General features: G+C 69.0%; 14 protein-coding genes and 1 pseudogene. 6 read left to right on the forward strand and 9 right to left on the reverse strand.

All coding sequences use genetic code 11. From position 1 onward, the window contains the following. From ACT4N3_RS11015 to rsmI, 4 genes and pseudogenes are all read right to left on the reverse strand, one after another. Positions 1-223 (reverse strand): annotated as a pseudogene (locus tag ACT4N3_RS11015) (glutathione synthase); the annotation flags it as partial. Positions 224-302: 79 nt separating this feature from the next. Continuing rightward, positions 303-947, reverse strand: coding sequence for a glutathione S-transferase family protein (locus tag ACT4N3_RS11020; protein ID WP_444855270.1), 645 nt, complete (start codon positions 945-947; stop codon positions 303-305). Further along, positions 947-1,306, reverse strand: coding sequence for a YraN family protein (locus ACT4N3_RS11025; protein WP_444855271.1), 360 nt, complete (start codon positions 1,304-1,306; stop codon positions 947-949). Before ACT4N3_RS11025 ends, ACT4N3_RS11020 begins: the two co-directional genes overlap by 1 nt. Next, the gene (gene rsmI / locus ACT4N3_RS11030; protein ID WP_444855272.1) at positions 1,303-2,136 is read right to left on the reverse strand and encodes a 16S rRNA (cytidine(1402)-2'-O)-methyltransferase; all 834 of its coding nucleotides are present in this window, start codon (positions 2,134-2,136) and stop codon (positions 1,303-1,305) included. The genes ACT4N3_RS11025 and rsmI overlap by 4 nt, the downstream gene beginning before the upstream one ends. Positions 2,137-2,148: 12 nt before the next feature. Between rsmI and ACT4N3_RS11035 the strand changes: the two genes are divergently transcribed. Further along, on the forward strand, positions 2,149-3,342 hold the full coding sequence (locus tag ACT4N3_RS11035; protein WP_444855273.1) for a penicillin-binding protein activator: 1,194 nt from the start codon (positions 2,149-2,151) through the stop codon (positions 3,340-3,342). Position 3,343: 1 nt separating this feature from the next. Here ACT4N3_RS11035 and hemW read toward each other — a convergent pair whose 3' ends face one another. From hemW to rph, 3 genes are read right to left on the reverse strand one after another with little or no spacing between them, the layout of a single operon-like run. Further along, entirely contained in the window at positions 3,344-4,537 is a 1,194-nt protein-coding gene (gene hemW, locus ACT4N3_RS11040; protein ID WP_444855274.1) for a radical SAM family heme chaperone HemW, read from the reverse strand. Positions 4,538-4,590: 53 nt separating this feature from the next. Beyond that, positions 4,591-5,238 carry an RdgB/HAM1 family non-canonical purine NTP pyrophosphatase gene (gene rdgB / locus ACT4N3_RS11045; RefSeq protein ID WP_444855275.1) on the reverse strand — a complete coding sequence of 216 codons (648 nt, stop codon included), beginning with the start codon at positions 5,236-5,238 and terminating at the stop codon, positions 4,591-4,593. Beyond that, entirely contained in the window at positions 5,235-5,951 is a 717-nt protein-coding gene (gene rph, locus ACT4N3_RS11050; RefSeq protein WP_444855276.1) for a ribonuclease PH, read from the reverse strand. The genes rdgB and rph overlap by 4 nt, the downstream gene beginning before the upstream one ends. Positions 5,952-6,032: 81 nt before the next feature. Between rph and ACT4N3_RS11055 the strand changes: the two genes are divergently transcribed. From ACT4N3_RS11055 to phhA, 5 genes are all read left to right on the forward strand, one after another. Further along, complete coding sequence (locus ACT4N3_RS11055; protein ID WP_444855277.1) at positions 6,033-6,221, forward strand: hypothetical protein; 189 nt, start codon at positions 6,033-6,035, stop codon at positions 6,219-6,221. 13 nt (positions 6,222-6,234) lie between these two features. After that, a complete protein-coding gene (hrcA, locus tag ACT4N3_RS11060; protein WP_444855278.1) occupies positions 6,235-7,272 on the forward strand; it encodes a heat-inducible transcriptional repressor HrcA in 1,038 nt (345 codons plus the stop codon). After that, positions 7,269-7,796, forward strand: coding sequence for a nucleotide exchange factor GrpE (gene grpE / locus ACT4N3_RS11065; RefSeq protein ID WP_444855279.1), 528 nt, complete (start codon positions 7,269-7,271; stop codon positions 7,794-7,796). The genes hrcA and grpE overlap by 4 nt, the downstream gene beginning before the upstream one ends. A gap of 48 nt (positions 7,797-7,844) precedes the next feature. Further along, on the forward strand, positions 7,845-9,044 hold the full coding sequence (locus tag ACT4N3_RS11070; RefSeq protein ID WP_444855280.1) for a serine hydrolase domain-containing protein: 1,200 nt from the start codon (positions 7,845-7,847) through the stop codon (positions 9,042-9,044). 173 nt (positions 9,045-9,217) lie between these two features. Further along, positions 9,218-10,003 carry a phenylalanine 4-monooxygenase gene (phhA, locus tag ACT4N3_RS11075; RefSeq protein ID WP_444855281.1) on the forward strand — a complete coding sequence of 262 codons (786 nt, stop codon included), beginning with the start codon at positions 9,218-9,220 and terminating at the stop codon, positions 10,001-10,003. Here the strand turns inward: phhA and ACT4N3_RS11080 are convergent, their stop codons facing one another. Then, entirely contained in the window at positions 10,004-10,531 is a 528-nt protein-coding gene (locus ACT4N3_RS11080; RefSeq protein WP_444855282.1) for a PH domain-containing protein, read from the reverse strand. Further along, complete coding sequence (locus tag ACT4N3_RS11085) at positions 10,528-11,034, reverse strand: vgr related protein (protein ID WP_444855283.1); 507 nt, start codon at positions 11,032-11,034, stop codon at positions 10,528-10,530. The genes ACT4N3_RS11080 and ACT4N3_RS11085 overlap by 4 nt, the downstream gene beginning before the upstream one ends. Positions 11,035-11,155 lie beyond the last annotated feature (121 nt).

The raw sequence follows: 11,155 nt of genomic DNA on the forward strand, positions 1-11,155 counted from the left end.
GGACGGGATCGCCGAAGCGATAATGATCGCCGGCGACGCGCCGGACGGTGACGGGGTGCGCCTTCGTCCAGACCCGGCTGTCCGCGTAATTCAGATCCTCGGCGGCATAGTGGAACAGCCGATGTCCCCGCGCCTGCGCGCCCAGCATGATCGCGAAGGTGGAATCGCCCTCGATATTGATCGAATCGAGCGGGTCCATCTGGACCGCGACGCTGAGCGGCATGAGGCGGCGACCTTCCTTGCGGGTGCGGGCGATTTAGGGATGGTTGGGCAGCACGTCGAGGGCACGGTGCGATCGGGCCTCAGCGTTTATCCGCCTCCGCCGCCCATGCCTTGGTGCCGGGGCAGCTGTCCATGGCGCGCCGATAGCCGTCGCGCCCCGCGGTGCGGGCCACATAGGCCCGCTCCGCCTCGTCGAGCGTGGCCACCCTGGTGCGGTGCGCGAACTGCAAGGCGTAGGTCACCGAAATGTCCGCCGCGGTGAAGCGCTCGCCGGCCAGATAGGGCGAGCGGGCGAGTTGGCGGGAAACCAGCTTCCGTCTGCGCTCAAACACCTCCAGCGCCTGGACGGCGGTCCAATCGGGGTGGACTCGTTCGGGTGCCAGCAACGGCCCCAACATCACGAAATTTGCCGGTGCCGCGAGCCCGGCTTCGCCGAGATGCAGGAATTGCTGATAGGCGGGGAAGTCGGGGCTGTCCGGATCGGGTGCGAACGGCGTCGGCCCATGGCGTGCCATCAGATATTCCAGGATCGCGATCGATTCGACCATCGTCACGTCCCCGTCCTGGATCGCCGGAATGAAGCCGCCCGGATTGATCGCCATGAACTCCCGGTCGTTCTCGACACCGGCGAGCATGTCGACCTCTCGAACCCGATAGGACAGCCCCATCTCCTCCAGCAGCCAGATCACCCTGAACCCTCTGCCTTCGCCCCAAACGGTGATCATCAATGGGCTCCCATCCAAGCGTTCTCGATATGCCGCGGCCAGCAGCGCGGGGCGATGAGGATGACGTCGATGCGGACGTCGTCGCCCTCGCGCATATAGCGGGGCGTCAATATCTCGGCCGCCGCTGCGACGCGGCTCAGGCGATATTCGTCGATCGCGAAATCCAGCTCGGCGGCGCTCTTGCGGGCCTTCACCTCGACGAAGGCGACGAGCCTGCCGCGGCGGGCGACGAGATCCACCTCGCCGGCAGGCGTGCGGACGCGCCGGTCGAGGATCGACCAGCCCTTGGCGCGCAGGTACAGCGCCGCCCGGGTCTCGCCGGTTCGGCCGCTCGCTTCGGCGGCGCGACGATCCCTCACCCCTTCATCTCCATGGCGCGAACATAAAGCGCCTTGCGGTCGGCGCCGAGTCGCTTGGCGACTTCGCCCGCCGCTTTGGCGGGGGGCAGGCGAGTGAGCGCTTCGGCCAGAGCCGCATCGACATCTGTCCCGGCCGCGGGACCGGCTTCGGACGGCGGGCCGACGACGATGACGATCTCGCCTTTAGGCTGCGCATCGGCATAGCGCGCGACGAGCTCTGCGAGGCTGCCGGTGACGGTCTCTTCGAACCGCTTGCTGATCTCGCGCGCCACCGCCGCCTCGCGATCGCCAAGCCCGGCCTTCAGCGCGGCGAGGGTTGCGGCGAGGCGCGGGCCGCTTTCATAGAAGACGAGGCTGCCGCGAAACGTTGCCGCCTCCGCGATCGCCGTCTCGCGCGCCTTGGCCTTGGTGGGCAGGAAGCCCAGGAACGCGAAGCGGTCGGTCGGCAGGCCGGCGAGGGTGAGGGCGGCGATGGCGGCGCAAGGGCCGGGGATGGTTGTGACGGCAATGCCGGCGGCGCGGGCGCCGCGGACCAGTTTGTAGCCGGGATCGGAGATGAGCGGCGTGCCCGCGTCGGAGACAAGCGCCACCGCTTCGCTCGCCATGCGCGCGATCAGGCCGGGGCGGACCGCATCGGCATTGTGATCGTGATAAGGCGCCATCGGCCGCTTCACGCCGATATGGCGGAGCAGCTTGGCCGTCACCCGGCTGTCCTCGACCGCGATCAGGTCTACGCCGGCCAGCGTCGCGGCGGCGCGCGGAGACAGGTCGGAAAGATTGCCGATCGGCGTCGCGACGATGTAGAGGCCGGGCGCTAGTTTGTCGCTCATGAGGATTTGGTCATGGCATCGCTTTCCCTTCGCCCGCAAGCGCGCTGGCTGTCTCCAGGGGAGCTGATGCGGCTGCTCGCGCTCGCGCTTATGGCGATGGTGATCGCAGGCTGCGTGCCGCGCACCCGCACCGTGACGCCGCCTCCGCCCCCGCAGGAGGAGGTCCAGCCGACCCGGCCGATCGGCCGGCTGCCGGCCGACGAGACCCGCAACCGGGTCGCGGTGCTGGTGCCGCTGTCGGGTCCGAACGCGGCGCTCGGCCAGTCGCTGCTCAACGCCGCCAACCTCGCTCTGCTCGACACCGGCGGCCAGCGCATCCGGATCACCGGCTACGACACCGCGCGCGGCGCGGCGGCGGCAGCGAACGAGGCGCTGGAGGACGGCAATGCGCTGTTCCTCGGGCCGCTGCTCGCCGAGGACGTCCGCGCCGTCGCGCCGATCGCCCGCTCGGCGGGTGTGCCGGTCCTGTCCTTCTCGAACGACAGCAGCGTCGGCGGCGATGGCGTTTTCGTGCTGGGCCTGAGTCCCGGCCAGTCGATCAACCGGGTCGTCGCCTTCGCCGCGTCGCGGGGCATGCGGCGCTTCGGGGCGCTGGTGCCGACCGGCACCTACGGCCAGCGCGCCGGCCAGGCGTTCACCGCCGCGGTCGAAGGCGCGCAGGGTAGCATGGTCGGAATGGAAAGCTATTCGCGAACGCCGGCCGACATGCGCGCCGCGGCCGGCCGGCTGAACGGCCACGGCCGGGCGGACGCGGTGCTGATCGCCGATGGGGCGCAGGGCACCGCCGCTTTGGTCCCGGCGGTGCGTGGCGTCTCGCCGCCGCCGCGCCTGCTCGGCACCGAATTGTGGGCGACCGAAGGCGATCTCGCCGCCAATGTCGGTCTGCGCGGCGGCTGGTTCGCGGCGCCGACCGACGCGAATTTCGGCGCGTTCCGCACCCGCTACCGGGCGCGCTACAATGCGAATCCGTTCCGGCTGGCGAGCCTCGGCTATGACGCGGTGCTGCTCGCGGTGAGGATCGCGGCCAACTGGCCGGTCGGACGGCGCTTCCCGGCGCGCGAGCTGACCGAATCGACCGGCTTCGCCGGCGTCGACGGCGTGTTCCGGCTGCGGCGCGACGGGACGGCGGAGCGGGCGCTGGAGGTGCGCGAGGTCGGTGCCACCGGCACCACCGTCGCCTCGCCGGCGCCGCGCGGCTTCGACTAGATCAGGCGGCGATCTCGACGAGGATGCCGTCGAGGACGAGCATGCCGGCCGGCGTTGCGGCGAGACGGTTTCCCTCGATGCTCAGCAAGCCCCGCGTGACGAGCCCGTCCACTTTGGCGCGATCCACCGCTTCTCTGCCGGCAAGGGCCGCGATGCGATCGAGGTCGATGCCTTCGTGCAGTCGCAGGCCCATGAGGAGCGCTTCGGTGCCCCGAGCTGGGGTGGCGACCGGCGTCTCTTCGGCGATGCCGTGGCCGTTGCGGGCGAGGGCAATGAGCCAGTTTTCCGGCTTCTTGTGACGTAGTGTCGCCAAGCCGCCGCGTCGGCCGTGCGCGCCGGGGCCGACACCGGCATAAGCGCCGTAGCGCCAGTAGGTCAGGTTATGTCGGCTCTCCTGGCCCGGACGGGCATGGTTGGAGATTTCGTAGGCGGGCAGGCCGGCGGCGGAGGTCATTTCCTGGGTCAGCTCGTAAAGTGTGGCGGCAAAATCGGGATCGGCCGGAACGAGATCTCCGCGCGCCGTCATCGCCGCGAAACGCGTGCCGGGCTCGATGGTGAGCTGGTAGAGCGACAGATGGTCGGTGCCGAAGGACAGGGCCTCGCCGAGCTCGGCTTGCCACGCCGCTTCGCTCTGGCCTGGCAAGGCGTAGATCAGGTCGAAGCTGACACGTGCGAAGACGGACTGGGCGGTGCCGAGCGCCATCAGGGCTTCGTCCGCGTCATGCGCGCGGCCGAGGAATTTGAGTGCGGCATTGTCGAGCGACTGGACGCCGAGCGAAACGCGGTTGACCCCGGCGCGGGCGAGATCGGCGAAGCGCGCCGCCTCGACCGAGGAGGGGTTGGCCTCCAGCGTGATCTCGATATCGGGCGCGAAGGTCCAGTGGAATGCGGCGGCGTCGATCAGGCTTGCGACCGTGGCGGGCGGTATCAGCGAGGGCGTGCCGCCGCCGAAGAAGATCGACGTCAGCCGGCGGCCGGGGAGCAAGGCGGCTTCATGTGCGAGGTCGGCGAGCAGCGCCTCGCGCCATGCGGCCTGGTCCACGGCCTCGCGGACATGGCTGTTGAAATCGCAATAAGGGCATTTCGAAACGCAGAACGGCCAGTGGATGTAGAGGGCCAACTTACCCTCTCCCGCTTGCGGGAGAGGGCAGGGTGGGGGCGAAGTGTCGGTGGCAAATTGCTGCGGCAACGACATTGCTCCTGCGTCAGACCCTCACCCCAACCCTCTCCCGCAAGCGGGAGCGGGCGTTAGAAAAGCGCCGCCACCAGCTTGCGGAACGCATCGGCGCGGTGGCTCATCGCATGCTTTTTGGCCGGGTCCATCTCGCCGAAGGTTTGGGTCTCGCCATTGGGGACGAAGATCGGATCGTAGCCGAAGCCGTGCCGCCCACGCGGCGGGAAGGCGAGGGTGCCGTCCACCCGGCCTTCGAACCATTCGCAATGGCCGTCGGGCCAGCACAAAGCGAGGGCGCAGATGAAATGGGCGTTGCGGCCGGCGTCCTCGTCCAGCGCTTCCAACTCGGTTTGCACGCGGCGCATGGCGCGGTTGAAGTCCCGCGCGCCTTCGATCTCGCCTGGGCCGGCCTCGGGCGGCACGCGCGGATCGGCCAGCGCCCAGCGAGCGGAGAAAATGCCCGGCCGGTCGCCGAGCGCATCGATGCACAGGCCGCTGTCGTCGGCGAGCGCGGGCAGGCCAGAGAGGTCGGCGGCGGCGCGCGCCTTGAGGTCAGCATTGTCGATGAAGGTCGTGCCGATCTCGTCCGGCTCGGGCAGGTCCAGCTCGGCGGCGGAGACGGGCTCGATGCCATAGGGGCCGAGCAGGTCGCGAATCTCGCGCACCTTGCCTTCATTATGGCTGGCGATGACCAGCTTGCCGGGGCCGAGCCGGTGCGTCACCGGCCGGTTGCCTTGTCTTGGGCCGCGAAGATTTCGGCGCAGCCGATCCTGGCGAGGCGGAGCAGGCGCAGGAGGTCTTCCTCGTCGAAGCACTCGCCCTCGGCGGTGATCTGGGTCTCGATCAGCTTGCCCTCGTCGGTGAGGACGAAATTGCCGTCGCAGCCGGCCGCGCTGTCCTCGGCATAATCCAGGTCGAGCACCGCCTGGCCGCCGTGAATGCCGCAGCTTATTGCGGCGACCTTCCGGCGGATCGGGTCGGCCTCGATGAGCTTCTTCTCGAGCAGGCCGTCGACCGCGATGCGGAGCGCGACCCAGGCGCCGGAGATCGCCGCCGTCCGGGTGCCGCCGTCGGCCTGGATGACGTCGCAATCGAGCGTGATCTGCCGCTCGCCGAGCATCTCCAGGTCGGTGACGGCGCGCAACGAGCGGCCGATCAGCCGCTGGATCTCCTGCGTCCGGCCGGATTGCTTGCCGCCGGCGGCCTCGCGCCGGCCGCGCGTGTGGGTGGCGCGCGGCAGCATGCCATATTCGGCCGTCACCCAGCCCCGCTCCTTGCCGCGCAGCCAGCCCGGCAGGCTGGTCTCGACCGAGGCGGTGCAGAGCACCCGCGTGTCGCCGAAGGAGATGAGGCAGCTCCCCTCGGCATGGCGGGTGAAGCCGGCTTCCATGGTGATGACGCGCATCTGGTCTGGCGCGCGGCCCGAAGGGCGCATAATCTCTTGCACTCCGAAAACTTGGGTCGGGCCGGGCCTTAGCCGCCGTGCCACGGCGGCGCCAGCCCGGAGGAGGCGGACATGCGGATGATGCTCACCGCGCTCGGCGTGCTCAAGCTGCTCTGCGGGCTGCTTTTCGCCGGGCAGGGGCTGGGGATCATCCGCTGGCCGGCGGACAGCTTCATGATCGGCGTCACCGACTGGTCGTGGCGCGGCGGGCTGCTCGCTTTGGGCGGACTGATCCTGCTCTGGACGGCGCGGCGGCGCTGATTACATGCCATCCATGAGCACCGGCATCGGCGAACTCTCGGACCGCGCGCGCGATATCTTCCGGATGGTCGTCGAGGCCTATCTGGAGAGCGGCCAGCCGGTCGGCTCCAAGACCTTGGCGCGGCTGCCGGTGCTGAACCTCTCGCCGGCGTCGATCCGCGGCGTGATGCACGATCTGGAGGTGGCCGGGCTGCTGGCGGCGCCGCACACGTCCGCAGGCAGGGTGCCGACCGAAAGCGGCCTTCGTCTCTTCGTCGACGGCATCATGCAGGTTGCCGAGCCCCGCGCCGAGGAGCGGGCGGCGATCGAGGCGCAGGCGCAGGCCGGCGGGCCGATCGAGGAGGCGATCAGCAACGCCACCGCGGCTTTGTCCGGCCTTTCGGCCTGCGCCGGCATCGTGCTGGTGCCGAAGGCGGAGCCGGCGATCCGCCAGCTCGCCTTCGCGCCGCTCTCCCCCCGCCAGGCGGTGGCGGTGCTGGTCGGCAGCGACGGCAGCGTCGAGAACCGGGTGGTCGACGTGCCGGAGGGGGTGACGCCGGCGACGCTCGCCGAGGTCGGCAATTATGTCTCGGCGCGGCTTTCCGGCCTGACCTTGCGCGAGGCGCAGGCGCGACTCGCCGAGGAGATTGTCGCCGGCGAAGCGGCGCTGGACGACGCGGCGCGGGAGCTGGTCGCGCGCGGCCTCGCTTTGTGGTCGCGCGACGGGCAGCGGCGACCGGTGCTGATCGTCCGCGGCCACGCGAATCTGATCGACGAGCGGGCCGCCGATCTCGACCGGGTCCGCCGCCTGCTCGACGAGCTGGAGGGCAAGGAGGAGATCGCCCGGCTGCTCGATCAGGCGCGCCACGGCGAGGCGATGAAGATATTCATCGGAGCCGAGAACGCTTTGTTCGCTCTGTCCGGCTCGTCGGTGATCGCGGCGCCCTATCGCGGCGCCGACGGCAAGCTGGTCGGCGTGGTCGGGGTTATCGGGCCGACCCGGTTGAACTATGCGCGGGTGGTTCCCATGGTGGACTTCACCGCGAAAACATTGTCGAGACTGATGGCATGAATGACGACGAAGCGAAGGTTGAAGACAGCGCCGAGGCACCAGACGAGGGCAGCACCGCCGACGCCGTCGCCGAGCTGGAGCGCGAGCTGGAGGAGGTCCGCCAGACCGTCCTCTACGCCCAGGCCGAGACCCAGAATGTCCGCCGCCGGCTGGAGCAGGAAAAGCTCAACGCGGCCCAATATGCGGCGTCGGGCTTCGCCCGCGACATGCTGAGCGTGAAGGACAATCTGGAGCGGGCGCTGGCCGCGATTCCCGCCGACCTGCGCGAGGACGAGCGGATGAAGGCGCTCGTGACCGGCATCGAGGCGACGGGGCGCGAGCTGGAGAATGTCTTCCAGCGCCACGGCATCGCCCGCATCGAAGCGATGGGCGCGAAGCTCGATCCGCATTTCCACCAGGCGATGATCGAGGTGCCGTCCGACGAGGCCGAGCCCGGCACGATCGTCCAGGAGATGCAGGCCGGCTACACGATCAAGGAACGGCTGCTGCGGCCTGCCCTCGTCGGGGTGGCGAAGAAGCCCTGACATCAGAAAAAGCTGGATTCCGGCGGCTGCGGGAATGACGATGCCGGCGTGGTTCGCGCTCTCTTGCCGATTCTGCTCCTGCTCGCCGGCTGCGCGACCCCGCGTTTTGTCCAACCGGCTGGCGTCGCTTATGCCTGGGCGACGTTCGATGCGCGCGGCCTGACGGCCAGCGGCGCGAGCGGGCTGGCGGATCGGGCGCGGGGGCGGGCGCTGACGATCGACGATCCGGCGCGGATCGCTTCGGTCACCAAGCTCGCCGTCGCGCTCGGCGTGATGCGGCTGGTTGAGCAGGAACGGCTCGACCTCGACCGGGACGTGTCGGGCTATCTCGGCTGGACGCTGCGCAACCCGGCCTTTCCGGATCGGCCGATCACGCTTCGGATGCTGCTGTCGCATACGTCCAGCGTCCGCGATGAGGGCGACAATTACGTCGTTCCGCTCGGCCGAACCTTACGCGAGATGGCAGACCGGCCGGCTTCGTTCGACGCCGGGCACGCGCCGGGCACCTTCTTCCGCTACGCCAATCTGAATTTTCCGCTGGTCGGCTCGATCATGGAGCGCGCGACGGGCGAGCGGCTCGATGCGCTGATGGCGCGGCTGGTTTTCCGGCCGCTCGGCCTCGACGCCTGCATGAACTGGACGACCTGCTCCGACGCGGCGATGGCGCGCGTGGCGGTGCTCTATGACGAGAACGGGGCGGTGGTTCGCGACGATCTCGGGGGTCGGCGGCCGGCCTGCCCGGTGTTCGCGCCAGAGGGCTCGGCGTGCGATCTTTCCGCCTATCGGCTGGGCGACAATGGCGCGCTCTTCTCGCCGCAGGGCGGGATGCGCATCTCGGTGCGCGATCTCGCGACGATCGGCCGGCTGCTGATCAATCGCGGCCGGCATGAAGGCGAGCGCATTCTGAGCGAAGCGAGCATCGAGGCGATGGCGATGCCGCTTTGGACCTTCAATGGCGCGAACGGCGAAACCGACCAGGGATTCTACTGTGCCTATGGCCTCGCCGTTCAGCTCCTGACGGTTTCCGCCGCCGGCTGCAATGACGATCTGTTCGGCGGCGGTCGCGCGATGCTGGGCCATGCCGGGGACGCCTACAGCCTGCGGTCCGGGGTCTGGATCGATCCCGTGCGGGGCGTCGGCATCGCCTATTACGCGACCGGCAACGGCGCCGACCCGCCGCGCGGGCGCAGTGCCTATCGGGCGATCGAGGAGGCGCTCGCACGGCGCCTGCGCCGTTCAGGCTCTTGACAGGGCGGCCCGATTAGGGCGAGCGGGATGACGATGCGCTGGATGATCGCCTCCGTCTATTATTATCGGCTCGCCCGGGCGGGACCGATCTGACGCGCGCTTAACAGCCGAGATTTCGACAGATCACACCCCGTCCGGATCATCCGGGCGGGGTTTTCGCATTTGGAGACCTTATGCTCACCCGAGACCTTATCGCCCCCAGAAATGCCGACTGGACCATCCCGCAGAACTGGGAACGGTTCATGCCAGCCGAGCACGCCGTCTGGGACACTCTCTTCGCCCGCCAGAGCGCGGCGCTGCAGGGCCGCGCCGTGCGGGAGTTCTTCCAGGGGCTCGACGTGCTGCGCCTGTCGCGGCCCGGCATTCCCGATTTCGACGAATTGAACGAGCGGCTGTTCGCGCGGACCGGCTGGACGATCGTCTCGGTGCCCGGGCTCGTCCCGAACGAGGTGTTCTTCGCCCATCTGAGCCGGCGCCGCTTTCCGGCCGGCAATTTCATCCGCGCCGCGGATAGCCTCGACTATATCGAGCAGCCGGACGTGTTCCACGACGTGTTCGGCCATGTGCCGCTGCTCGCCCAGCCGGCGGTGGCGGATTTCATGCAGGCGATGGGCGCGGCCGGGCTCGCGGCGATGAAGGCCGGGGCGCTGCACCGGCTGGCGCGGCTCTACTGGTACAGCGTCGAGTTCGGCCTGGCGCTGGAGGATGGCGCCCCACGCATCTATGGCGCCGGCCTGCTGTCGAGCTTCGGTGAGAGCCGTTTCGCGCTGGACAGCCCGGAGCCCCGCCGCCGCTTGTTCGATCTGCGGCGCGTGCTCCGCACCCGCTACCGCTCCGACGCCTTCCAGCAGGGCTATTTCGTGATTCCCGGCTTCGATGCCTTGCTGCGTCTGCTGGAGGACAATGACCTTGACGAGCTTTACGGCGAGCTGGACGAAGAGCCGGACCTCAATCCGTAGCTAGATGTCCTCATGGACCATGTCGATCTCGCGCACCCGGCGCTTCTGGCGGGCGGTGTCGACGAGGCGGCGGAGCTGCTCGCGCCGCTCGCGCGCGCGCTCGATGTCGTGGAGGACCAGCTCTCCCGTTGTCCGCGTCGTCTCGTCGCTGGAGGTGATCGAGATCCTGCCGATGCCGGCGAGCTGGTTGACGATCGAGAAATCGATGCGGACGTCCTTCACCCGGTAGAGCTCGATCTCGTCGATGCTCTTCATGATGATCCCGCGCCGGACGATCAGCCGCTCCTCGGTCAGCTCGTAGCTGGCGGCGAGGTTCTGGATCCATTTGACGATCACGATCACCACCGCCGCGACGAGCAGCACCAGCGGCGCCCATTCGAAGCCGGGCAGCGGCAATGTGCCGGCGGAGGCGAGGATCGTCCCCGCCACGCCGGCGAGGCCGAGCAGGATCGTGCCCCATCCCGCCATCGTGCCGCGCAGCCAGCCCCATGTGGACGGCCGGAAGGAATCGAGCGCCGCTTCGGTCATGCCATGTCCCTCTTGGTCGGGCCAAGGCTAGCATCTCGCGGGCCGAAAGGAAGCAGGCTTTCGAGCTTGCCAAGCGGCGGCGCGCCGAAGTCGGTCCAGCCCATGCGCTGAATGAAAATGTGGCGAACGATCTCGGCCTGCTGCTCGATCCCGTACCAGTTGAACGGGCGGCCGGGCTCCAGCTCATATTTGTAACGGCAGAAAGGGTGACGCATCAGCGGCAGATAGAAGCGGCCTTTGGCTTGTGCCTGCCAGATGTGGGTCATCTCATGGACGAACAGGCCCTGGAGCTTGATGTCCTCGGCGCTGTAATCGTCGCTCCACAGATCGCTCTTCGCCGGGACATGGAGGTGGCCGCAGGGCGCCATCAACATGTTACGCGGCTGGAAGGGCCACCATTTGCGGCGATAGATGCGGACCGGCGCGGGATCGATCGCTTCGCCGAAGACCGCGGCGACGATCTTGCGCTCGGCCGGTGTGAGCGGCCGGTCAGTGGTCTTCATGCTCTCCGCCGGCATCGACGATCCGAGCATCGAGGGTGCGCGTCTGGCCGCGCTCGAAGCGCAAGACGAGCTGGGCCGTCCCGCCGGCGGCGAGCGACGGGTTCACGTCGAACAGCATCAG

Origin of the sequence: Sphingosinicella sp. (assembly GCF_052388015.1) — a bacterium.
GTDB lineage: Bacteria > Pseudomonadota > Alphaproteobacteria > Sphingomonadales > Sphingomonadaceae > Allosphingosinicella.

Bases quoted from the DNA above. Each gene is read 5' to 3' on its own strand.
- ACT4N3_RS11020 (WP_444855270.1), bottom strand. From the start codon at position 947: ATGATCACCGTTTGGGGCGAAGGCAGAGGGTTCAGGGTGATCTGGCTG.
- rsmI (WP_444855272.1), bottom strand. From the start codon at position 2,136: ATGAGCGACAAACTAGCGCCCGGCCTCTACATCGTCGCGACGCCGATC.
- ACT4N3_RS11035 (WP_444855273.1), top strand. From the start codon at position 2,149: ATGGCATCGCTTTCCCTTCGCCCGCAAGCGCGCTGGCTGTCTCCAGGG.
- hemW (WP_444855274.1), bottom strand. From the start codon at position 4,537: ATGTCGTTGCCGCAGCAATTTGCCACCGACACTTCGCCCCCACCCTGC.
- rph (WP_444855276.1), bottom strand. From the start codon at position 5,951: ATGCGCCCTTCGGGCCGCGCGCCAGACCAGATGCGCGTCATCACCATG.
- ACT4N3_RS11055 (WP_444855277.1), top strand. From the start codon at position 6,033: ATGCGGATGATGCTCACCGCGCTCGGCGTGCTCAAGCTGCTCTGCGGG.
- hrcA (WP_444855278.1), top strand. From the start codon at position 6,235: ATGAGCACCGGCATCGGCGAACTCTCGGACCGCGCGCGCGATATCTTC.
- grpE (WP_444855279.1), top strand. From the start codon at position 7,269: ATGAATGACGACGAAGCGAAGGTTGAAGACAGCGCCGAGGCACCAGAC.
- phhA (WP_444855281.1), top strand. From the start codon at position 9,218: ATGCTCACCCGAGACCTTATCGCCCCCAGAAATGCCGACTGGACCATC.
- ACT4N3_RS11080 (WP_444855282.1), bottom strand. From the start codon at position 10,531: ATGACCGAAGCGGCGCTCGATTCCTTCCGGCCGTCCACATGGGGCTGG.
- ACT4N3_RS11085 (WP_444855283.1), bottom strand. From the start codon at position 11,034: ATGAAGACCACTGACCGGCCGCTCACACCGGCCGAGCGCAAGATCGTC.